This is a genomic window from Pseudomonas medicaginis (genome assembly GCF_965119365.1).
Taxonomy (GTDB): domain Bacteria; phylum Pseudomonadota; class Gammaproteobacteria; order Pseudomonadales; family Pseudomonadaceae; genus Aquipseudomonas.
Window position 1 is genome coordinate 3,132,754 of sequence record NZ_OZ221631.1, and the last position, 20,486, is coordinate 3,153,239.

Genomic DNA, 20,486 nt, shown 5'->3' on the forward strand with positions numbered 1-20,486 from the left:
TACCAACCCACCGATGCGACGCTGTATCGGTACTTTCAGTGTTGGCGCTCGTTTGACGAGCGCGCGGATTCCAAGGTCGTTTTCTTATGTTTACCTCCCTGCGATTGCCCCTCATGGGTTTGCTCTCATTCACCCTGACGCACACCGCGCTGGCGGCCGAGTGCACACCCGATCAGGGCCATGGCGCCCAGGTCTTCGCCAATGAGTGCGGCGTTTGTCATTCGGTGAGCAAGGGGGTGGCGGGGATGATGGGACCTAACCTGGCGGGTGTGGTCGGGCGTAAATCCGGTTCGCTGGAAGGCTTCAACTACTCCCAGGCCATGCGCAACAAAGACATCGATTGGCAAGCCGAAAACATCGCGCAACTCATCGCTCAACCCCAGGCCTTTGTGCCGGGGACCTACATGCCCTACATGGGGCTGGCTTCTGCAGACGATCGCCAGGCGGTCGTGTGTTTCCTTAAAGAACAACAGTAATCAGCCGGTTTTATGGCTGAACAACTCGTCTGAACGAAAGGTGAATTATGAGCAACGTTGAAATTCTGCCGCAGGTGGCTGCATTCCTCGACCGCCGTCATGGCTGTTTCATCGACGGTCAGTGGGTGTTCGCTGAAGGGCAAAGCATTGCCGTGGTCAACCCTGCTACCGGGCAAACCCTCTGCGAAACGCTGGATGCGCCGCTGGAAGTGGTCGAGCGCGCGGTGCAGTCGTCCCATGCCGCCTTCAAGTCCGGCGTCTGGTCCGGTTTGCGCCCGGCGGACCGCGAACGCATTCTGCTGAACTTCACCCGCCTGGTTGAGGAACATGCTGAAGAGTTGGCCCAGTTGGAAACCCTGAGCCAAGGCAAGTCGATCAACATGGCGCGTGCGCTTGATCTGAATGCCACCGTGGAGTTCATGCGTTACATGTCCGGTTGGGCCACCAAGATCGAAGGGCAAACCTTTGATGTGTCAATCCCGCTGCCACCAGGTGCGAAGTTCACCGCCTTCACCAAGCGTGAACCGGTGGGGGTAGTGGTCGGGATTGTGCCGTGGAATTTTCCGCTGCTGATCGCTGCCTGGAAGCTGATGCCGGCGCTGGCCACCGGTTGTACGGTGATCATCAAACCTGCGATGGAAACCCCGTTGACCGCCATGCGTCTGGCTGAATTGGCCATTGAGGCGGGCATTCCTGCGGGCGTATTCAACGTTGTGACCGGTGGTGGCGCCTCTGTAGGCGGCGCGCTGACGGCGCACCCGCTGGTAAGCAAAGTGTCTTTCACCGGCTCCACCGCTGTGGGCAAAAGTGTCGGCGTTGCGTGCATGGAAAACATGACGCGTTTTGCCCTGGAGTTGGGTGGCAAAAACCCGATGATCATTCTTGAAGATGCCAATATCGAAAAAGCCATCCAGGGCGCGATCCTGGGTGGCCTGCTGAACAACGGCCAGGTCTGCGCAGCGGCCTCGCGCTTCTATGTGCATCGTTCGATCTACGACAAGTTTGTCGAAGGTCTCGCGGCGGCGGTATCGGCCATGCCGGTCGGTGCGGGTATGAACTGCGACGCAGCGATCAACCCCCTGGTGTCGCGCAAGCAACAACAAAGCGTGCTCAAGCACATCGAGCTGGCTCGCCGGGAAGGTGCGCGCGTGGTCTCGGGCGGCGAGTTGCTGGAAGGTGGTGGTTTTTATGTGCAGCCGACGATTCTGGCCGATATCGACCACAGCATGGCGGTGGCCAGGGAAGAAGTGTTTGGTCCGGTGCTGGGCGTGATGCCCTTTGACGATGAAGATGCGGTGATTGCCCTGGCCAACGACAATCGCTACGGCCTTGCCGCCAGCCTGTGGACCAACGACCTGAGCAAGGCCATGAATCTGGTGCCGCGTATCGAAGCGGGCACCGTTTGGGTCAACGCTCACGTACTGCTCGACCCTGCAATGCCATTTGGTGGTGTTAAACAATCCGGTATGGGTCGTGAGTTCGGTCGCGCAGTCATTGAGGCTTACACCGAACTGAAATCGGTGTGCATCGCACACTGATTTGGCCGGCCTTGGAAGTGACATTTACGGCCCCGGCAACGAAAACTCGTGCTGGATACCTGAGGAATCGACCAGGGTAGACGTAAGCCGTTGTCGCAATGCAATGGCCATGCTCGGCGGCTGCTTCTGCGGTGTATCGGCGGCCAGCTCGCTCAGCGTGCTGGCCGGCGGGTTCCCCGTGGGCCCGTTTTGAGTTGCGTGATAGGGCCGGTGTGGAATCGTCTGGCGCAACTGTTTTGTCGGCTACAAGAGTTCAGATCAATTCCTCCACCAACTGCAAACAATGACTGAGCCCCGGCGACTTATCATTTACCCTTCGGCTGAGAATAATCGGCGAGGTCGCAGTGGCTTCCACAACTGGCGTGTAGCCGATGTCCGCGCGATGCAACACTTGTACGGAGGCCGGCACCAGCGTCACGCCCATTCCAGCGCCGACGAGGCCGATGGCGGTCTGCAACTCGTTGGTCCACTGCGCCACCTTGATGCTCAAACCGTGGGCGTCGAACAACGCGATCACATGGTCGGCATAACTGGGGCGTGGGTTGCCGGGGTACAGCACAAACGGCTCGGCGGCGAGTTGGGCGAGGGTGGCGGGCGCAGCGAGCAACGGGTGAGTGGCGGGCAGCACAGCCACCAGCCGATCCTCCACCAGTACGCGCTGGACGATCGCCGGGTCGTCGATGCGAATGCGACCGAAGCCCACGTCGATGCGCCCGGCCTTCAGCGCCTGGACCTGCTGCAAGGTGGTCATCTCCGACAGGCCCAATTCCAGTTCCAGCGCCTCATGGGTTCGCAGCCGTCGTATCAGTTCCGGCAGCACGCCATACAAGGTCGATGGGGCGAAGCCGATGCCCAACCAGGTTTTTTCGCCCTGGCCAATGCGTCGCGTGCTGTCGCAGACCTTGCTCAGTTGTTCGAGCAACACATTGGCGTGCTCATAGAAAAACCGCCCGGCTTCGGTCAGGCGCAGCGGCCGGCCACGTTCCAGCAGTATCACCCCCAGTTCCTCTTCCAATTGCTGGATCTGCCGGCTCAACGGCGGCTGGGCGATGTGCAGGCGTTCGGCGGCGCGGGTGAAGTTGAGGGTTTCGCCCAACACCTGGAAATAACGCAGATGACGCAGTTCCATGATGGCTCCATCCATACCTTTAGAGTATTTATCAAGACTAATTCTATATTGGAAGCTTGGAAATGTGGGGCGCAGAATCAGCTAAAACCCATAAAGAACTCAACGGGTATTACCATGCCGATTTGCGCCATCGAGTCGATCGAGACGATTATCGTCGACCTTCCCACCATTCGCCCGCACAAACTGGCGATGCACACCATGCAAAACCAGACGCTGGTGATCATCCGCGTACGCTGCGCCGACGGTATAGAAGGCATCGGCGAGTCCACCACCATCGGCGGCCTGAGCTACGGTAACGAAAGCCCCGACAGCATCAAGATCAACATCGACCACCACTTTGCGCCGCTGTTGGTCGGCCAGGACGCCAGCAATATCAACGCCGCTATGTTGCGTCTGGAGCGCAGTATCCGCGGCAATACCTTTGCCAAGTCCGGTGTCGAAAGCGCTTTGCTTGATGCGCTGGGCAAACGCCTGAATCTTCCTGTGAGCGAACTGCTCGGCGGCCGTGTGCGTGACGCCTTGCCGGTGGCCTGGACCCTGGCCAGCGGCAACACCGAGCAAGACATCGCCGAAGCCCAGAAGATGCTCGACCTGCGCCGTCACCGCATCTTCAAGTTGAAGATCGGTGCCGGTGACGTCAGCCGCGACCTGACCCATGTGATCGCGATCAAAAAGGCGTTGGGTGAGCGCGCCAGTGTCCGCGTTGACGTCAATCAGGCCTGGGATGAGGCCGTGGCGCTGCGAGCGTGCAAGGTACTGGGTGACAACGGTATCGACCTGATCGAGCAACCGATCTCGCGCAACAACCGTGATGGCATGGCGCGGCTGAACCTGTCGAGCCCGGCGCCGATCATGGCGGATGAATCCATCGAATGTGTCGAGGATGCTTTCAACCTGGCGCGTGAAGGTGCCGCGTCGGTGTTTGCTCTTAAGATTGCCAAGAACGGCGGCCCGCGAGCGGTATTGCGCACGGCGGCGATCGCCGAAGCAGCCGGCATCGCTTTGTACGGCGGCACCATGCTTGAAGGCGGCATCGGCACCCTGGCCTCCGCCCATGCGTTCCTCACCCTGAACAAGCTGTCCTGGGATACCGAACTGTTCGGCCCGCTGTTGCTCACCGAAGACATTCTCAGCGAGCCGCTGGTGTATCGCGATTTCCAGTTGCATGTCTCCACCGCTCCGGGCCTGGGCCTGGCTATTGATGAAGAGCGCCTGGCGTTCTTTCGTCGCGACAAACACTAAGAGGCGCCTGCCATGTTGTTTCACGTAAAAATGACCGTGAACCTGCCCTTCGACATGAACCCCGAACGTGCCGCCAGCCTCAAGGCCGAAGAAAAAGCCTTGGCGCAACGGTTGCAGCAAGAGGGCAAATGGCGCCACCTGTGGCGCATCGCCGGGCACTATTCCAACTACAGCGTGTTCGATGTCGATAGCGCTCAGGATCTACATGACTTACTGATGCAACTGCCGCTTTTTCCCTACATGGCCATCGAAGTGAACGCCCTGTGCCGGCATCCGTCGTCGATCCATGGGGACGACAGCTAAGCCTGCTTTCTACCTAATAACGACAAGATGAGGAGTACACCATGCCCGTTCGAATTTCCCAGACTGCCCACGCCCAGCATTTTCTCGAAGAAGTCAGCGGCAATCTCAACGACGGCGGTAACCCGCGCACCAAGGCGTTGATCTACCGGATCTTGCGTGACACCGTGAACATTATCGAAGACCTGGACGTCACTCCGGAAGAGTTCTGGAAGGCAGTCAACTACCTGAACGAGTTGGGCAAGAACCAGGAGGCTGGTTTGCTCGTCGCCGGCCTGGGCCTTGAGCATTACCTGGATATGCTGATGGACGCCGCCGACGAAGAAGCGGGCAAGACCGGTGGCACGCCGCGCACCATCGAAGGTCCGTTGTACGTGGCCGGTGCGCCGTTGTCCAAGTACGAAGCACGCCTGGATGATGGCTTGGACCCTGCGGTACCGCTGTTCATGCGCGGCCAGGTACGCGATACCGATGGTAAACCTGTTGCGGGGGCGATCGTCGACGTGTGGCAGGCCAATACCGCCGGTACCTATTCCTGGTTCGATCAAACGCAATCGGAGTTCAACCTGCGTCGGCGCATCGAGACCGATGTCCGGGGCAACTACCGGTTTCGCAGCATTGTACCGTCGGGATATGGCTGCCCGCCGACTGGTCCGACCCAGCAGTTGCTTAACCAATTGGGGCGCCACGGGCAACGGCCGGCGCATATTCATTTCTTCATCTCGGCACCGGGTTATCGGCACCTGACTACGCAAATCAATCTGTCGGGCGACCCCTATCTGCACGACGACTTTGCCTATGCGACGCGCGATGAGTTGATTGCGCAGATCCGCTTCAGTGACGATCAGCAACTGGCGCGGGAGTTTGGTGTCGAGGGGCGGTTTGCGCAGATTGATTTTGACTTTGAACTGCAGGTGGCCGCTGCGCCGGTAGAGCAGCAACGCATGCAGCGCGTTCGCGCACTCCAGGATTGAACGCGATAAACAAATGGGTGCACGGGCTTGCTCACAATAGCGGTGGATTCGGTCAGCACATCTATCGACTGACACACCGCAATCGCGAGCAAGCCTGCTTGATTTGTGTTGTGCTCAGGCTTGGACCGAGTTCAGCATGCCCCGCCAATTGTTCAACATTATAAAACGCTCGGCTTGTGCCCCTGAATCATGATCCCGAGTTGGGCAACGCTGAAATTTGATGTTCCTGCACCGCCACCCAAGGCGCCCTGCGACCAGACCCTGAGGTCTTCCTCGTTGCTCGTAAGCCATAGCCAGCGCCTTGATAACCAGATCGGCGTCCGGCTTTTCCGACAACGCCCGCTCACCCGGCTGCGTAACCGAAGCCAGCACGAGGTCGGCAGCCTCGCATTTGAACTCATCAGAAAAGGAACGGCGTTGTTTGGTCATCTGACACCTCGATCTGGCGAGCATTCTCGCCTAAATGGGTGTCCGGTTTTATTAGACCACTACACCTAAGCATCATTATTTTCAATATTGGCTGTGGTGCATTCCCTCAGGACTTCGATGAATGCCTGCAACCCAGATGGGATATGGCGATGTCCCGGGTAATATAAAAACAATCCTGGAATTGGCGGGCACCAGTCCTCCAGAACCTTCACAAGTCGCGCGGCAGCCAAAGATCGAGAGGCTACGCGTTCTGGCACGTAGGCGATGCCGAGTCCAGAAATGGCGGCTTCGGCCATAATTTCCGGGTTATCAAGGATCAGCTGTCCTTTGGGATCGATTACCAATAACTGCCCATGCTTTTCAAACTCCCATCGATAAGGTTTACCACTCGGCATTCGGATGCCGATGCACTGATGTTGAAGCAGATCATCTGGGGTCAATGGGTATGAATGAGTCTTGAGGTAGTCCGGGGAAGCGACGGTTACAAACCGAATATCCGGCCCTATCGGGACGGCGATCATGTCTTGAGGTATTGACTCACCCAAGCGGATGCCCGCGTCGAAGCCGTTGGCAACGATATCAACCAGGCGACCATCGGTGACAAGATCGACCGACATCTGCGGGAAACGTTGCAGGAATGTCGGCAGGGCACACTCCATCAAAACGCGGGCAGCCTGATCGCTCGCATTGATGCGCAGGGTGCCACTTGGAAGATCCCGATACTTGTTAACTTCATCTACAGCCAGCGCAAACTCTCGCAACACCGGGCTCAACCGGCTCAGCAGGCGCTCCCCCGCTGCCGTCGGAGCGACGCTGCGTGTTGTGCGATTGAGCAAACGAATCCCGAGCCTTGCCTCGAGGGTTTTCATCAAATGGCTAAGCGTGGACGCAGACAAACCCAGCTCATCCGCCGCTTTGCGAAAGCTACGGTGGCCAACGATCAGCGCCAACGCACGTATATCAGAGAGTGACAGGGGAAATTCATTCATGGCTATTTTTCATCAGGCCATTCTCATTCTGCTGGATAGTAGCAGCAATTCAAGGCGCGTAGCGTTAGACCCTCGCAAGCCTGCCTGGCTCGCTCTGAGGAGAACACACCGATGAATAAAACTTGGTTAATCACTGGCAGCTCGTCCGGCATTGGCTTGGCGGTAGTAGAGCAATTGCTGGAACGAGGGGACCGCGTGGCGGCGACGTTGCGTGAGCCTCAAGCACTCGGTCACTTGAAAGAGCGCTACGGCGAACGGTTGTGGACAGCGGCACTGGATGTGAACGATACGTCCGCCATTCGGAATGTCGTTAACCGTGCATTCACTGAACTAGGGCGCATTGATGTCGTGGTAAGCAGCGCAGGATACGCATTATTCGGCGCCGCGGAGGAGTGCAATGACGAACAAATCGATCAGCAATTGCAAACTAACCTGGTCGGCTCAATCCAGTTGATTCGCGCTTGCCTGCCTTTTCTCCGTCGGCAAGGGGGCGGTCGAATTCTGCAAGTATCGTCGGAGGGCGGCCAACTGGCTTATCCAAACTTCAGCCTTTACCACGCCAGCAAATGGGGCATTGAGGGTTTTGTCGAATCAGTCGCGCAGGAGGTTGCACCATTTGGCATTCAGTTCACCCTTGTAGAGCCAGGCCCGACTCGTACGAATTTTGCCACGGCCTTAGTCAGCCCTCCGGTGATGTCGGAATACGAACAGACGCCTGCCGGCGAGGTGCGTAGGGCGGTCGCCAGTGGTGCTTTCCCCCTGACAGGAGATCCGCAGAAAATGGCCAAAGCCATGCTGGGGATCGCCGAAGCCGAATCGGCGCCAAAACGTCTGCTGTTAGGCAGCGGTGCTTATGGACGTGTCCACGCAGCCCTGAGCCAGCGATTGGCTGAGCTGGAGCAGTACAAGGGAATTGCAATGAGTACTGAGACCGAGTGAGTTCCGTTCAGGAAAAAGTTGCAACAGGTATTTGCTCTACAGAAGCTCAGATGAACGCGGTCGCCTGACCCAGGGCCGCAATTTACATGGATCCGCGCCAAAGGTGAGCGCCCGTTAGCTTTAAGCCATGATCGGTAATTCGATGAGATTGGGGCGGCCTGAGCGAATGCCATCCTCGACCGCTTCAGCAATATCGCCGGCGCGCTCGACCCTGCGCGAAGCAACCCCCAGGGAGGAGGCAAGGGCCTGGAAGTCGATGGCCGGATCCCGGATGTCCATGCCGATGAACTGGTTCGTACCGGCACTTCGGTAGTGCGTCTGGTTACGCGCGTAGTTTTTCAGGATGTTGTATTCGCCATTGTTCATGACCACAAAAGTGACGGGCAAACGCTCGTGTGCTGCTGTCCAAAGTGCTTGGGGTGAATACATCGCCGAGCCATCGCCCACCAGACAGACCACCGGGTTGCGGCCCAGGCCAAGCGATGTACCGACAGCCGCAGGCATGCCCCAGCCGAGGATGGCGCTACGCGTAAACAGGTACTGGCGGGCCGAATGCGAATCCAGGCACGCACGCACATGAGCGATGGTGACCGGCGCTTCGTCGACGATCCATACATCAGGGCCGATTGCCCGGACGGCTTCATGGGCCGCAACGAAAGGCGTTGTCACGGGCGTATTGAATTCGCGATTCGCGCGCTCGGCCACTTCGATTCGGCGGGTACTGCGCTCGTGCGCAGCGACATTTCGCAGCGTCGCGATTGCCTGGCTGTGTGGGGCCAGTGTCTGATCCAGTAACGGCAGCAACAACTGCAAGGACAACTTTATGTCGCCTATCAATCCCAGCGCCGTTCCATGCACTCTGCCTAGTTGGTGACCATCGCCGGTCAATTGAATGAGACGGCAATGAGGGGGGATCGCCGGGCCTTGCGAGTATTGGTAACTGATCAGCGAATGGCCGCCCAGGAGGAAGACCGCATCGAAGTCAGCGAACGTTTCGCTGATATTGGCAGCTTTGGGTGACAGGACGCCGCGCCATTGAGGATGAGCGGTGGGGAAGGGGATATGCCCGGGCCAGGATGGCCCGAAGACCGGCGCGCCGAGTGCTTCGGCGAGTCTCACCGCTTCCACTTGCGCATTCGACTGGAATACTTCCTCTCCGACGATAATCGCCAGACGGCCGGGGGGAACCGTGGATAAGGCGTCAGCCAACGGGTCAATCGCCGCGGTCACCGCACCTCGTTCGATTCGCGCCGGTTGGCCAGCACAGGTATCGGTGTGCTGCTCCATCACGTTGATTGGCAGCGAAAGGAAAACCGGGCCGGTCGGCCCCGTGCGGCAGTCCTGAAAAGCGCGACGCAGCAGCATCGGGATATGTTCGGGATGCTGGATTTCCTCCGCCCATTTGACGCTCGGTCGGGCCAGGCTGACCAGATCACCATGAAGCAGCGGGTCGGTCACGCCATGGCGGGTATCCTGTTGGCCCGCAGTGATCACCAGCGGCGTGTTCGCCATCTTCGCGTTCAGAATGGCGCCCATCGCATTGCCAAGGCCTCCTGCTGTATGGAGGTTGACGAAACCAGGGCGGCCGGATGCCTGCGCATAACCGTCGGCCATCGCCACGACGGAGGCCTCCTGGAGGCCAAGCACGTAGTGAATGTCGCAGACGCCCGAGAGCGCATCGAGCAAAGGCAGCTCCGTTGTTCCCGGGTTGCCGAAGACATGGTGAACGCCTTCGCTGCGCAGTACTTCTACGAGCAGGTCCGCGCCGCGTTGCCCACGGATGCTGGACGAGATACAGGGCGTTGAAGGCATGGCGCGAAGCCTCACTCATTTGGAAGAAATACTTTACCCTGCTTTCGTGGCTATCGGATTGCCAATGGCAATGCACCACCCATTCGGCGGCGAGGTTGAAAGCCCTGACGCTGGGTTTGATTTGAAGCCCGGCAGTGACTTAACGTCCGCCTGTTCTTTCGAGCAACTGGCTTCTGAGCGGCCAATCGCTGGTACGCTTGTCCGAGGCTTTGCAAATCGCATTGCACAAGGCCCGGACGATGGGTACGTAGCTCAGTTGGCTGGGCTGGCAGGCTTGGAGCGCACCCGTTGGGTTGATCAAATGTACCGCGATATGCCCTGGTAGCCATGAGACGAGTGGCCAGCGGGGTCGCTGTGCGATCGTCGGGCACAGAGCGGCCGCCGTCACACCAAATTCAGAAGATGCCACGAATGCGACCCCCATCAGGCACGCACCTTCAAGCTGGGCGCGTAGGCGACCGGGGCTTTCTACGGCGCCCAGGTCAGCGACGACCACCGCGTCATGCACAATCAAGCGCCCCTCGGCGCTCAGCTCGACATCGAGTACCGCGGCCATGCAAGTCTGCGCATCGTAGTGTGCGGCGATGCCCTGCGTTCGGCGACCTCCTGAAGGCTTGCCCCAATGGCTTCTTGTGGCCGCTTCGATGATGACGCTACGCATTCGCCGGGCATCGAAACCTGGGCGTTGCGCGGCGCCGCCGGCCCGTGTTGATACCGAATCGATCAGGGAAAGCAGGTAGTTTCGTTGATCGAGCCTGCATGCAGGGTCCTGTGCGGCCATGAATCGCTGTTCGGCGCACAGGCGAAGCAACAGGTCTTTACGGTCCAGAATGCCGTCTGGTAATGGCCAGATGAATTGATCAAGCGCGCTGTCGTGCCCGTCAGGGTGGTTCATTTGCGTTTCTCCTTCCGGCTGATGACAAGAGCTCCAGCAAAAAGCAACCTCGGGTGCAGAATCTCCGGTTAAGTCAAGTTCTGCGGGAGCGCGCAGGTTCACGCTGGTGCTGCGGGAGCAATCCTGGCGTTACTTTAGGCGGAGTGATCTGACGTCAGGGTGACGGGAGGCTGACAGGAACATGTCAGGCGATAAAGGGGCCATCAGCAAACAGATTTCCGACTTGGAAATCCGTATTGATATGCGCCTTTGCAGCGTTTCGCGCCGTGCTCCCGGACCGGATCAACATCGTCACGCCGTTCAGTCTGATACTGCGCCACAACACTGTGCGCAGCCCCTTGGCCAAGGCCTTTGCCCAGGCACTGGGGGTGGATCTGAAGGCTTCGGTTTGATGTATGTGGTCGTCACTCACGAACCTTGGCGGCAACCCGCTAAAGGGTTCGTATTGACGAACGAATCGCCCGTGCACATTCGATCACCGCGGGCGCCAGCTTGCGCTCGGCTTCCTCCATGCTCCAGCGACTCGTGGGCACCACCACATGCACGGCTGCGACCGGCAGGCCCTGGCTGCCAATGATCGGCGCGGCAATGGACATGTCGCCAAGGAATAACTCTTCCTTGTTCGTGGCGTAGCCCCTGCGCCGTGTGGTCTCGATCTGCTCGATGATGTCGTCGATCGCGGTCAGGGTGTACTGGGTATGGCGTTTGCGCTCGCTGGCTTGCAGTGCGGCAACGAGTTCGTCATCGGGCTGGGCACTCAGGAAAGCTCGTCCGGAACCGGTGCAGTACATCGGGATCCGGCTGCCGATGGGCATGTGGATAGGGATGAATTTCGGCGCCACGAAGCGTGCCACGTACACCATGTCCAGCCCGTCGGGTTCAGTCAGGTTGGTCGTCTCCCCGGTAGCCTGTGCCAACTCGGCAAGGAACGGGTTGGCCACGTCTACCAGTGTATCGGCGGCCAGGTAGTTGTAGCCGATCTCCATGACCTTCGGGGTCAACTGAAAGCGTTTGGTTTGCGGATGCTTGCGCACATAACCCAGCTCTTCAAGGGTATGGATCATGCGTTGTGCCGAGCTTTTGTTGATGTCTGCAGCTTGGGCGATATCCGCCAGGTTCATTGTGCGCCGGGCTGCGTTGAACGCCCGCAACACCGCCAGGCCTTTTTCCAATGACTGATTGAACAGCGGATGAGGGTTGTCGCTCATGGGAAATCCTTAAATTCTGAGCTGTAAATATCGATATTCGATATTTATAAATCTCTTTACGATTTTTGTAAATCGCTTTAGAGTCATTTTGAGCCTCCTGCCATCCATATGGGGCAACCCTCACCGGACTTAAGACAATAAAAGCGTCCAATGGGAGATACGCCATGCTTACTCGTTTTCGTGCACTCACGTTCGTTGTTGCCCTGGCTGCCGGCATCGCTTCAGCCAACGCCGTCGCCGAGCCCGTCTACAAGGTCGGCGCAACCGCAACAGGGATTCCCTTCACCTTTCTCGACGTCAAGAGCCAGAGTATCCAGGGCATGATGATCGACACCGCACAGGCGGTGGGCAAGGCTGGCGGCTTCGAGGTGGAGATCCAGCAGACCACCTTCGCTTCGCTGATCCCGTCACTGACTTCAAACAAGATCGACCTGATTTCCGCCGCCATGCTCCGAACGCCGGCGCGGGAAAAGGTGGTGCAGTATTCCGATCCGGTCTTTACCTATGGCGAGGGTCTGATCGTCAAGGCCGACGACCAGACCGCGTACACCCGCATGGAGGATTTTGCCGGCGAAGCTGTTGGCGCCCAGGTCGGCACCGTGTTCATCGATGAGCTGAACAAGCGTGGCGTCTTCAAGGAAGTCCGTGGCTATGACTCGATCCCCGATCTGATGCGCGACCTGGCCCTCGGCCGTATCAAGGCAGGTTTCGCCGATCGCCCGATCGTCGCCTACCAATTGGCCCAGGGCACGCAGAACAAGGTGCACCTGGTACAGAGCTATCAGCCGGTGGTGATGGGGGACGTTTGCCTGATCGTGCGCAAGGGCGACAACGCAACACTGGAGCAGGTCAACAAAGGCATCGCTGCGATCAAGGCTGATGGTTCCCTCGAACGGATCATCGAGAAGTGGAAACTCAACTGAGGGTTTTGTCGACCGCCTGCGGTAGCGGGCGGGTCCACTTATTGTTCCGTGGGTAGCTTTTATGATTCTCCAGAATGCGTTGGACTTCCTCCCTATCTTGCTAAAAGGGGCGGTGGTCACTCTTCAAGTGACGGCCGGGTCGTTTGTACTCAGTTCGCTGATCGGCCTGCTCCTGGCCCTGATGATGGTCTCGAAAATGCGTGCGGTCGCGTTGTTCGCCATCAGTGTGGTGAACATCATTCGGGGGCTGCCGATCATCGTGCAGCTGTTTTATATCTATTTCGTCCTGCCTGAATTCGGCATTCAACTGACGGCCATGCAAGCCGGTGTCATTGGCCTGGGAATCGCTTATTCGGCCTATCAGGCGGAGAACTTCCGGGCCGGTATCCAAGCAATCCAGCAAGGGCAGATCGAGGCGGCGGAATCCTTGGGTATGCGCGGTGCGATGGTGATGCGGCGAGTGGTGCTGCCCCAGGCATTCCGCATCGCCTTGCCGCCTTACGGCAACACCCTGGTCATGATGCTCAAGGACTCGTCGCTGGTCTCCACCATCACCGTGGCCGAGATGACTCGCGCCGGGCAACTGATCGCCTCTTCGACCTTCGAGAACATGACGGTCTACACCCTGGTGGCATTGCTCTACCTGGCGATGAGCCTGCCATTGTCCTTTGCGCTGCGTCGTCTGGAAGCACGCTTCAGCACCCGGAGAACGTCATGATCGAGATCAAGGGCATTCACAAGCGTTACGGCAGCGTGCCGGTCCTCGAAGGCATCGATTTGCAGGTCAAGAGCGGTGAGGTGGTGTGCCTGATTGGCCCTTCGGGGTCGGGGAAGTCCACGTTGTTGCGCTGTATCAATGGCCTGGAAAGTTATGACCAGGGCGAGGTACTGGTCGGCGATGAACGTGTCGACCGCAATGCCAGGAACATCCACGACATTCGTACTCGGGTGGCGATGGTCTTTCAGCGTTTCAATCTGTTCCCGCACCGCACGGCCCTGGAAAATGTCATGGAAGGGCCGATCTATGTAAAGAAGGAGAACCCTCAGACGGCGCGCAAGAATGCCGAGGCGCTGATGGAAAAGGTCGGCTTGTCCCATCGGATGAATGCCTACCCGGACGAACTGTCCGGGGGGCAGCAACAACGTGTCGCCATTGCCCGGGCGTTGGCGATGAACCCCCAGGCGATCCTCTTTGACGAACCGACCTCGGCGCTCGATCCGGAGTTGGTCGGCGAAGTATTGGCGGTGATGCGCAATCTGGCCGATGAGGGCATGACCATGATCGTGGTGACCCACGAAATGGCCTTCGCTCGAGACGTCGCCGACAAGGTCTGTTTTCTTCACAGCGGCAAGATCGTCGAGTCAGGCCCCGCCGGGGAAGTACTGAGTACGCCGACGCATCCTCGTACACAGGACTTTCTTCGCCGACTGCTCAACCACAGCGGGGAGGTGCCGGCATGAATGCACCTTTCGCTCCGCAACTGCCGGCCTCGCTCTGGGCCGCGACTGCCACACCGGCGATGGAAACGCCGGCCCTGGCCGAAGACAAGCAAGTGGATGTGGCCATCGTGGGGGCCGGCTATACCGGTTTGGTGACGGCTTTACGATTGGCCGAAGCGGGTGTCAGCGTCTGTGTGCTGGATACTGGGGAGCCTGGCTGGGGCGCTTCGGGACGCAACGGCGGGCAGGTGATTCCTGGGCTGAAGTTCGACCCGGATCAGTTGCACGCCAAGTTTGGCCCGGCCCGTGCCGAAGCGATGATCGAGGCGGCCGGGTCAGCCGCTGACGAGGTGTTTGCGCTGATTCGCCAGTACGGGATCGAGTGTGATGCCACCCAGAAAGGCTGGATTCAACCGGCCTGCTCGACGACCGCGATGAAGACCATCGAGCAGCGCGCCGTGCAATGGCAACGCCGAGGCGTCAAGGTGGAGCTGCTGGACCGGGCCGCGGTCAACCAACGTATCGGTACCGAGCATTACCTGGGGGGGTGGGTCGATCCACGGGCCGGTAGCTTGCATCCATTGAGTTATGCCCGTGGCCTGGCGAAGGCCGCAATGGGGCAGGGCGCAATGATCCATGGTCACAGCCGCGTCACGGGGCTGCAGCGGCAGCGATCAGGCTGGCTATTGTCCACTGCGCAAGGATTCAAGGTCAGTGCACAACGGGTGTTATTGGCAACCGATGGCTATACCGATGACTTGTGGCCCGGGTTGCGCCAGACCGTTGTCGCGGCCAACAGCTTCATCATCGCGACCCGTCCGCTCCCGCCGGCGATCCGCAAGACCATCCTGCCCGGAGGCGAGGTCTGTTCGGACTCACGCCGTTTGCTGCTCTACTTCAAGCTGGATGCCCAGGGGCGCTTGCTTCTGGGAGGGCGAGGGCCGTTCTCGGAGCCTTCCCGGCAGCGTGACTGGGCGCACCTGGAGCGTTCGCTGGGGACGCTGTTTGCGCAAGTGGCGGATGTGCCTGTCGAGTACCGCTGGAGTGGTCGGGTCGCCCTGACGCAAAGCTTTCTTCCGCATGTGCATGATCCGGCACCGGGGCTGTCAGTCTTGCTCGGCTACAACGGCCGCGGCATCGCCCTGTCCACGACGTTAGGCAAGCATCTGGCCGCGAAGCTCTCAGGGGCGACGCAGGACTTCCCGTTCCCGGTCATGCCACTGCGGCGAATTCCGTTTCATGCGTTGCAGCGGCTTTATCTTGCTGCCGGGATCAGCTATTACCGGCTATTGGATGCCTTGTTTTGAGCGCTTATTGAAGAAACTGCGGGCACCGGTTGGGCGTTGTCGGTGGAGTCGCCTCGGCCAAGGCGAGCGACTCCCAGGCAACTTTCCATTCAGCCTGAATGCTCCGAAGTGGAAATGGCAAGGTGCGCGTGCGATCGCGGTCGCTTTCGGTGACGCCACCGCTCACATCCGGTGATGTTCCAGCAAGAAATCCACGAACACCCGCACCCGTGCCGGCATTGTGGAGCCCCCTACGAACACCACATGAATCGGTTCTCGGTCGCCTGGGTTCCAGGCTTCCAGCAACGGTATCAGGTCACCGCGCTGCAGATCCTCGCTCACGGTGAATTCGCCGATGCGGGCAATGCCGGCACCCACGCGCGCCAGTTGTGCCAGCGCTTCTCCACTGCTGCATTCGATGTTGCCGCTGACCTTCAGGGAAAACTCCCTTGCGTCGCGGATGAACGGCCAGTTGGGTTCGGCACGCCGGAAGTTGAAGCGTAGGCAGTTGTGTCGTAGCAGGTCTTCCGGTTCCTGCGGGATGCCGTGGCGCTGCAGGTACTCGGGCGATGCCACCACGACCTGGCCGGTGTCGCCGATCCTGCGTGCGGTGAGCGGGCTGTCCGGCAGATGGCCGAAGCGTACCGCTACGTCGGCCTGGCCACCGAGAATGTCGACGACTTCGTCGCCAAGGGTGAGGTCGACGACGATGTTCGGGTAGCGGGCGCTGAATGCCGCCACCAAGGGAACGATAGCCATCCGCCCATGGCCAAGGGCGGCGCTGACGCGCAATCGGCCCCTGGGTACGCCCTGGTCGGCGATGGCTTCTTCGACCTCGTCCATGTCAGCCAGGATCCGCCGGGCGCCGCGCAGGAATGCCTCGCCCTCGGCCGTGAAGGTGATCGCTCGGGTGGTGCGCAACAGCAGGCGGGTTCCCAGGCGTTGTTCGGCACGCGCGATGATCCGGCTGACCGCCGAGGGTGTCAGCCCCAATGCACGCGCGGCGGCTGACAGGCTGCCTTCCTGCGCCACAGTGGCGAATACGCTCATTTCACCTGACCTGCCGTTGAAGTCCATTTGTGCCTCTTACGCAAAGGTGATTGCCAAAAATGCTATCTACCGCCTGAAAAGACTGGATCGTAGCATTCGCAGCATAGATGAGGAGCCTTCCATGCGTATCAATCCACCCCTTGTTGCACTCGCCATCGGTGCCTTTGGCATCGGCGTTACCGAGTTCGCCCCCATGGGCATGTTGCCGGGCATCGCTGCGGATCTCGGCGTTTCCATTCCCGCCGCCGGTCTGTTGGTCAGTGCCTACGCCCTGGGCGTATTGCTCGGCGCGCCGCTGATGACCCTGACCACCGGCAGGATCCCCCGGCGCTATCTGCTGATCGGACTCATGGCGATTTTCACCCTGGGTAATCTGATGTCAGCCCTGGCGACCGATTACTACAGCCTCATGGTCGCCAGGGTGGTGACCTCGCTGAACCACGGTGCGTTCTTTGGCGTTGGCTCCATCGTCGCCGCCAGCGTAGTCGCCCCGCAGAAACGTGCCGGGGCGGTTGCGGCAATGTTCATGGGCCTGACCCTGGCGACCATCGGCGGCGTGCCGCTGGCCACCTGGTTTGGCGAACTGTTCGGCTGGCGCACGGCATTCTGGGGTATCACCGGCCTTGGCGGGCTGACCATGGCCGCGCTGTGGTTCGCCTTGCCCAACCTGCAAATGCCGCAAGGCGTCGGCGTGCTGGCTGAAATCCGGGTACTGGGCCGTGGCCCGGTGCTGGGGGCGTTGGCTCTGACCGTGGTCGGTTCGGGTGCAATGTTTACCGTCTTCACTTACATCGCGCCGATTCTCGGCAACGAGACCCACGGGTCCACTGCTTACATCACAGCCATGCTGATGCTGTTCGGTGTGGGGTTGACGCTGGGCAACATGTGGGGGGGCAAGGCCGCCGACCGTTCGATAGACCGCACCCTGATCGTTTCGCTGAGCGTGCTGATCCTCGTCTTGCTGGCGTTCACCGTCCTGATGCGTTGGTCATTGCCTGCCGCCGTGGCCATCCTGATATGGGGCATCGCCAGCTTCGCCCTGGTGCCGCCGCTGCAGATGCGCGTCATGGAAGCCGCCAAGGACGCGCCCAATCTGGCCTCGGCAGTGAACATCGGTGCCTTCAACCTTGGCAACGCGATAGGTGCGGCGCTGGGGGGCGCGGTGATCAATGCCGGGCTGGGTTATCCGGCGATTTCCCTGGCCGGAGCGGCCATGGCGGGTCTGGGGCTGTTGATGGTGTTGGCGTTTGCCTGGCGTTCCAGAGCGGCTGCAGCGGCGGTTGCGTGATGATGAATGTGGCTATCTCTCGCCCCCCGGGCTTTGCAATGCGACGATGATCTGCCATTGCTTGCGCCCTTGTCCCTGCTGCCGTTGGACCGGCACCGGGTTCTGGTGAACCTGATCTGCAATGCCAGGGCAGGCGTTGAACGGCGTGATTGATCGCAGCCCGTGCGTCTTCCTCTCGATGCTTCGCTGGATAAGCGATGAATACCGAACCCATGCCTGCTCGGTCTGATTGGAGCCTCAAAGGGGAATGTGGGTGGTCGACAAGACCTGGCGCAACCCCATGAACGAGCGAATCTGGCGAACCCCGGGCAGGTAGAGCAGTTGCTCGGCGTGGAGCCGGTTGAAGCTGTTGCTGTCCTTGGTTCGTATCAACATGAAGTAGTCGAATTCCCCCGTCACCACATGGCACTCCATGCAGCCGGATACTTTTTGTGCGGCCGCCTCGAAGGCTGCGAAGGATTCCGGTGTGGAGCGGTCCAGCACCACGCCGATCAAGACCACCATCCCCGCATCCAGCGCTTCATTGTCCAGCAGTGCGACGATGTCCTTGATCAGGCCGACCTGCTTGAGCCGTTCGACACGCCTGAGGCAAGCCGGGGCACTGAGTTTCACCTTCTCGGCGAGCGCCACGTTGGAGACGGAGGCATCTCGTTGCAGGACCTTGAGAATGGCGCGGTCGGTTCGATCCAATGGGTGCGGCACCGGGAGCGTAGTGCCCGGCTTCTTGTGATAGTTTGTTGCTTTCATGGTGGATTCCACGCATTAAAAATAAGTTTTATGTGGATCATCGGAAATTATGTTTTTCTAATTGGCAGAAACTTGCAACACATATTTTTCTAATTCTTCTTAATATTGAACTCATCGAAGCCCCTCCTGAAAGAGCCCGGAATGCGGTCTTTCCCCTTTCGGTCTGGCGCTTGGATATCCAATATCGAGGAGCAGAGTCATGAACCTGAATCGTTTTAAACGTTATCCGTTGACCTTCGGTCCTTCTCCCATCACGCCCTTGAAGCGTCTCAGTGAACACCTGGGTGGCAAGGTCGAGCTGTATGCCAAGCGTGAAGACTGCAACAGTGGCCTGGCCTTCGGCGGGAACAAGACACGCAAGCTCGAATACCTGATTCCCGAAGCGATCGAGCAAGGCTGCGATACCTTGGTCTCCATTGGTGGCATCCAGTCGAACCAGACCCGCCAGGTGGCCGCCGTGGCCGCTCACCTGGGCATGAAGTGTGTGCTGGTGCAGGAAAACTGGGTGAATTACTCCGATGCCGTGTATGACCGGGTGGGCAACATCGAGATGTCTCGCATCATGGGGGCGGACGTGCGACTGGACGCTGCAGGTTTCGATATTGGTATCCGGCCCAGTTGGGAAAAGGCCATGAGCGATGTGGTGGAGCAGGGTGGCAAACCGTTCCCGATCCCGGCGGGTTGTTCCGAGCATCCCTATGGCGGCCTCGGGTTCGTCGGCTTTGCCGAGGAAGTGCGGGAGCAGGAAAAACAACTGGGCTTCACGTTTGACTACATCGTGGTCTGTTCCGTGACCGGCAGTACCCAGGCCGGCATGGTCGTCGGCTTCGCCGCGGACGGCCGTTCGAAGAACGTGATCGGCATTGATGCGTCGGCCAAGCCAGAGAAAACCAAGGCACAGATTCTGCGTATCGCCCGGCATACCGCAGAGCTGGTGGAGTTGGGCCGCGAAATTACCGAAGAGGACGTGGTGCTCGATACGCGGTTTGCCTATCCGGAATACGGTTTGCCTAACGACGGTACGCTGGAAGCCATTCGTCTGTGCGGCAGCCTGGAAGGTGTGCTGACCGATCCGGTGTACGAAGGAAAATCCATGCACGGGATGATTGAAATGGTCCGCCGTGGCGAGTTCCCCGAAGGCTCGAAAGTGCTTTACGCGCACTTGGGCGGGGCGCCGGCGCTGAATGCCTACAGCTTCCTGTTCCGCAACGGCTGATTCACGCCGATGACCTGTGGGCAAGCGCTTGCCCACGAAACGGTGGGGCAGTCGGCATTCATATTGAATGTCACGGCCTCATCGTCGGATCGCCGCTCGGAGCAAGCGGCTGCAACCCACCGCTGGGAGTACCGCCATGCATGCGATATCGCAATCCGCCGTCTGGATCAAGGAACCTTCGCCGGATGCCGGGGTGGTCATCGTGACCAGCGCCGCGTTGCCCAAATACATGATCGACAAGCTGCACGTGACGATCGACGACTGGGACCAGGTGGCTTATCTAGCGGTCAAGCAATCGGAGGTATTGAGGGTCGACTGGCTACGGGTCGGGTCCAGCCCGGAGCCGTCTGCCGGGGGCGACGCGTGTTATGCCAGCCAACTGTTGCGCTCCGTCCCCCACGACAGCTTTCTACTGGAAGTCGGCACGGTGCCTGGCCTGACCTGGCTGGGGTCCGTCTGCGGCCACCCGCTGCGTGTCGTCGAACTTGGAGCAATAGCCTCCTCCACTGCGGCGATGGATCGACAGGTGGAAGAAGTGTTATCGGCGACCCGGAGTCTAGCGAAAAGCGTGCTGCAGGCCCGCGGCGTCATTTAACCCAGTCCTC

21 protein-coding genes and 1 pseudogene are annotated in these 20,486 nt (G+C 59.5%); 14 read left to right on the plus strand and 8 right to left on the minus strand.

Annotation, left to right across the window (positions count from 1 at the left end; translation table 11 throughout):
• Window positions 1-86 precede the first annotated feature (86 nt).
• On the plus strand, window positions 87-476 hold the full coding sequence (locus tag ACMTA2_RS13980) for a c-type cytochrome (protein WP_413795281.1): 390 nt from the start codon (window positions 87-89) through the stop codon (window positions 474-476).
• Between the two features lie 47 nt (window positions 477-523).
• Window positions 524-2,014 (plus strand): aldehyde dehydrogenase family protein, encoded by a 1,491-nt coding sequence (locus tag ACMTA2_RS13985; protein ID WP_413795282.1) that lies wholly within the window; start codon window positions 524-526, stop codon window positions 2,012-2,014.
• Window positions 2,015-2,267: 253 nt separating this feature from the next.
• Here the strand turns inward: ACMTA2_RS13985 and ACMTA2_RS13990 are convergent, their stop codons facing one another.
• Window positions 2,268-3,143, minus strand: coding sequence for a LysR family transcriptional regulator (locus tag ACMTA2_RS13990; protein ID WP_413795283.1), 876 nt, complete (start codon window positions 3,141-3,143; stop codon window positions 2,268-2,270).
• A 114-nt stretch (window positions 3,144-3,257) separates the two neighbouring features.
• On the opposite strand from ACMTA2_RS13990, the gene ACMTA2_RS13995 reads away from it, so the two are divergent.
• The 3 genes from ACMTA2_RS13995 to catA are packed head-to-tail and all read left to right on the plus strand — an operon-like array spanning window position 3,258 to window position 5,659.
• On the plus strand, window positions 3,258-4,385 hold the full coding sequence (locus ACMTA2_RS13995) for a muconate cycloisomerase family protein (protein ID WP_413795284.1): 1,128 nt from the start codon (window positions 3,258-3,260) through the stop codon (window positions 4,383-4,385).
• 12 nt (window positions 4,386-4,397) lie between these two features.
• A complete protein-coding gene (gene catC, locus ACMTA2_RS14000) occupies window positions 4,398-4,688 on the plus strand; it encodes a muconolactone Delta-isomerase (protein ID WP_413795285.1) in 291 nt (96 codons plus the stop codon).
• Window positions 4,689-4,729: 41 nt separating this feature from the next.
• A complete protein-coding gene (gene catA / locus ACMTA2_RS14005; protein ID WP_413795286.1) occupies window positions 4,730-5,659 on the plus strand; it encodes a catechol 1,2-dioxygenase in 930 nt (309 codons plus the stop codon).
• Between the two features lie 114 nt (window positions 5,660-5,773).
• Here catA and ACMTA2_RS14010 read toward each other — a convergent pair whose 3' ends face one another.
• On the minus strand, window positions 5,774-6,088 hold the full coding sequence (locus ACMTA2_RS14010; protein ID WP_413795767.1) for a hypothetical protein: 315 nt from the start codon (window positions 6,086-6,088) through the stop codon (window positions 5,774-5,776).
• A 65-nt stretch (window positions 6,089-6,153) separates the two neighbouring features.
• A complete protein-coding gene (locus ACMTA2_RS14015; RefSeq protein WP_413795287.1) occupies window positions 6,154-7,077 on the minus strand; it encodes a LysR family transcriptional regulator in 924 nt (307 codons plus the stop codon).
• A 111-nt stretch (window positions 7,078-7,188) separates the two neighbouring features.
• Between ACMTA2_RS14015 and ACMTA2_RS14020 the strand changes: the two genes are divergently transcribed.
• Window positions 7,189-8,016, plus strand: coding sequence for an SDR family oxidoreductase (locus ACMTA2_RS14020; protein WP_413795288.1), 828 nt, complete (start codon window positions 7,189-7,191; stop codon window positions 8,014-8,016).
• 120 nt (window positions 8,017-8,136) lie between these two features.
• On the opposite strand, the gene ACMTA2_RS14025 is transcribed toward ACMTA2_RS14020, so the two are convergent.
• Both ACMTA2_RS14025 and ACMTA2_RS14030 read right to left on the minus strand, forming a co-directional pair.
• Entirely contained in the window at window positions 8,137-9,828 is a 1,692-nt protein-coding gene (locus ACMTA2_RS14025) for a thiamine pyrophosphate-binding protein (protein WP_413795289.1), read from the minus strand.
• Window positions 9,829-9,967: 139 nt separating this feature from the next.
• Entirely contained in the window at window positions 9,968-10,723 is a 756-nt protein-coding gene (locus tag ACMTA2_RS14030; protein WP_413795290.1) for a hypothetical protein, read from the minus strand.
• 251 nt (window positions 10,724-10,974) lie between these two features.
• Here ACMTA2_RS14030 and ACMTA2_RS14035 point away from each other — a divergent pair.
• Window positions 10,975-11,115, plus strand: a pseudogene (locus tag ACMTA2_RS14035) (LysR family transcriptional regulator); the annotation flags it as partial.
• 39 nt (window positions 11,116-11,154) lie between these two features.
• Here the strand turns inward: ACMTA2_RS14035 and ACMTA2_RS14040 are convergent.
• Window positions 11,155-11,931, minus strand: a complete 777-nt coding sequence (locus tag ACMTA2_RS14040; protein ID WP_413795291.1) for an IclR family transcriptional regulator — start codon at window positions 11,929-11,931, stop codon at window positions 11,155-11,157.
• 164 nt (window positions 11,932-12,095) lie between these two features.
• On the opposite strand from ACMTA2_RS14040, the gene ACMTA2_RS14045 reads away from it, so the two are divergent.
• The 4 genes from ACMTA2_RS14045 to ACMTA2_RS14060 all read left to right on the plus strand — a co-directional run bounded on the left by ACMTA2_RS14045 (window position 12,096) and on the right by ACMTA2_RS14060 (window position 15,601).
• Window positions 12,096-12,854, plus strand: a complete 759-nt coding sequence (locus ACMTA2_RS14045; protein WP_413795292.1) for an ABC transporter substrate-binding protein — start codon at window positions 12,096-12,098, stop codon at window positions 12,852-12,854.
• Window positions 12,855-12,915: 61 nt separating this feature from the next.
• Entirely contained in the window at window positions 12,916-13,572 is a 657-nt protein-coding gene (locus ACMTA2_RS14050) for an amino acid ABC transporter permease (RefSeq protein ID WP_413795293.1), read from the plus strand.
• On the plus strand, window positions 13,569-14,315 hold the full coding sequence (locus ACMTA2_RS14055) for an amino acid ABC transporter ATP-binding protein (protein WP_413795294.1): 747 nt from the start codon (window positions 13,569-13,571) through the stop codon (window positions 14,313-14,315). Before ACMTA2_RS14050 ends, ACMTA2_RS14055 begins: the two co-directional genes overlap by 4 nt.
• Entirely contained in the window at window positions 14,312-15,601 is a 1,290-nt protein-coding gene (locus ACMTA2_RS14060) for an NAD(P)/FAD-dependent oxidoreductase (protein WP_413795295.1), read from the plus strand. Before ACMTA2_RS14055 ends, ACMTA2_RS14060 begins: the two co-directional genes overlap by 4 nt.
• A gap of 162 nt (window positions 15,602-15,763) precedes the next feature.
• Here the strand turns inward: ACMTA2_RS14060 and ACMTA2_RS14065 are convergent, their stop codons facing one another.
• A complete protein-coding gene (locus ACMTA2_RS14065; protein WP_413795296.1) occupies window positions 15,764-16,657 on the minus strand; it encodes a LysR family transcriptional regulator in 894 nt (297 codons plus the stop codon).
• Window positions 16,658-16,751: 94 nt separating this feature from the next.
• Here ACMTA2_RS14065 and ACMTA2_RS14070 point away from each other — a divergent pair, with 94 nt between their 5' ends.
• Window positions 16,752-17,918, plus strand: coding sequence for an MFS transporter (locus ACMTA2_RS14070; protein WP_413795297.1), 1,167 nt, complete (start codon window positions 16,752-16,754; stop codon window positions 17,916-17,918).
• Window positions 17,919-18,155: 237 nt separating this feature from the next.
• Here ACMTA2_RS14070 and ACMTA2_RS14075 read toward each other — a convergent pair whose 3' ends face one another.
• Window positions 18,156-18,665 (minus strand): Lrp/AsnC family transcriptional regulator, encoded by a 510-nt coding sequence (locus tag ACMTA2_RS14075; protein WP_413795298.1) that lies wholly within the window; start codon window positions 18,663-18,665, stop codon window positions 18,156-18,158.
• 199 nt (window positions 18,666-18,864) lie between these two features.
• On the opposite strand from ACMTA2_RS14075, the gene ACMTA2_RS14080 reads away from it, so the two are divergent.
• Together ACMTA2_RS14080 and ACMTA2_RS14085 are read left to right on the plus strand one after the other, a co-directional pair.
• The gene (locus tag ACMTA2_RS14080) at window positions 18,865-19,881 is read left to right on the plus strand and encodes a 1-aminocyclopropane-1-carboxylate deaminase (protein ID WP_072339314.1); all 1,017 of its coding nucleotides are present in this window, start codon (window positions 18,865-18,867) and stop codon (window positions 19,879-19,881) included.
• A gap of 136 nt (window positions 19,882-20,017) precedes the next feature.
• Window positions 20,018-20,476, plus strand: a complete 459-nt coding sequence (locus ACMTA2_RS14085) for a transketolase (RefSeq protein ID WP_413795299.1) — start codon at window positions 20,018-20,020, stop codon at window positions 20,474-20,476.
• Window positions 20,477-20,486: the final 10 nt, after the last annotated feature.

Excerpts from the sequence above, each read along its gene's own strand:
- ACMTA2_RS13980 (WP_413795281.1), top strand. The coding sequence starts at position 87 with ATGTTTACCTCCCTGCGATTGCCCCTCATGGGTTTGCTCTCATTCACC.
- ACMTA2_RS13985 (WP_413795282.1), top strand. The coding sequence starts at position 524 with ATGAGCAACGTTGAAATTCTGCCGCAGGTGGCTGCATTCCTCGACCGC.
- ACMTA2_RS13990 (WP_413795283.1), bottom strand. The coding sequence starts at position 3,143 with ATGGAACTGCGTCATCTGCGTTATTTCCAGGTGTTGGGCGAAACCCTC.
- ACMTA2_RS13995 (WP_413795284.1), top strand. The coding sequence starts at position 3,258 with ATGCCGATTTGCGCCATCGAGTCGATCGAGACGATTATCGTCGACCTT.
- catC (WP_413795285.1), top strand. The coding sequence starts at position 4,398 with ATGTTGTTTCACGTAAAAATGACCGTGAACCTGCCCTTCGACATGAAC.
- catA (WP_413795286.1), top strand. The coding sequence starts at position 4,730 with ATGCCCGTTCGAATTTCCCAGACTGCCCACGCCCAGCATTTTCTCGAA.
- ACMTA2_RS14010 (WP_413795767.1), bottom strand. The coding sequence starts at position 6,088 with ATGACCAAACAACGCCGTTCCTTTTCTGATGAGTTCAAATGCGAGGCT.
- ACMTA2_RS14015 (WP_413795287.1), bottom strand. The coding sequence starts at position 7,077 with ATGAATGAATTTCCCCTGTCACTCTCTGATATACGTGCGTTGGCGCTG.
- ACMTA2_RS14020 (WP_413795288.1), top strand. The coding sequence starts at position 7,189 with ATGAATAAAACTTGGTTAATCACTGGCAGCTCGTCCGGCATTGGCTTG.
- ACMTA2_RS14025 (WP_413795289.1), bottom strand. The coding sequence starts at position 9,828 with ATGCCTTCAACGCCCTGTATCTCGTCCAGCATCCGTGGGCAACGCGGC.
- ACMTA2_RS14030 (WP_413795290.1), bottom strand. The coding sequence starts at position 10,723 with ATGAACCACCCTGACGGGCACGACAGCGCGCTTGATCAATTCATCTGG.
- ACMTA2_RS14040 (WP_413795291.1), bottom strand. The coding sequence starts at position 11,931 with ATGAGCGACAACCCTCATCCGCTGTTCAATCAGTCATTGGAAAAAGGC.
- ACMTA2_RS14045 (WP_413795292.1), top strand. The coding sequence starts at position 12,096 with ATGCTTACTCGTTTTCGTGCACTCACGTTCGTTGTTGCCCTGGCTGCC.
- ACMTA2_RS14050 (WP_413795293.1), top strand. The coding sequence starts at position 12,916 with ATGATTCTCCAGAATGCGTTGGACTTCCTCCCTATCTTGCTAAAAGGG.
- ACMTA2_RS14055 (WP_413795294.1), top strand. The coding sequence starts at position 13,569 with ATGATCGAGATCAAGGGCATTCACAAGCGTTACGGCAGCGTGCCGGTC.
- ACMTA2_RS14060 (WP_413795295.1), top strand. The coding sequence starts at position 14,312 with ATGAATGCACCTTTCGCTCCGCAACTGCCGGCCTCGCTCTGGGCCGCG.
- ACMTA2_RS14065 (WP_413795296.1), bottom strand. The coding sequence starts at position 16,657 with ATGGACTTCAACGGCAGGTCAGGTGAAATGAGCGTATTCGCCACTGTG.
- ACMTA2_RS14070 (WP_413795297.1), top strand. The coding sequence starts at position 16,752 with ATGCGTATCAATCCACCCCTTGTTGCACTCGCCATCGGTGCCTTTGGC.
- ACMTA2_RS14075 (WP_413795298.1), bottom strand. The coding sequence starts at position 18,665 with ATGAAAGCAACAAACTATCACAAGAAGCCGGGCACTACGCTCCCGGTG.
- ACMTA2_RS14080 (WP_072339314.1), top strand. The coding sequence starts at position 18,865 with ATGAACCTGAATCGTTTTAAACGTTATCCGTTGACCTTCGGTCCTTCT.
- ACMTA2_RS14085 (WP_413795299.1), top strand. The coding sequence starts at position 20,018 with ATGCATGCGATATCGCAATCCGCCGTCTGGATCAAGGAACCTTCGCCG.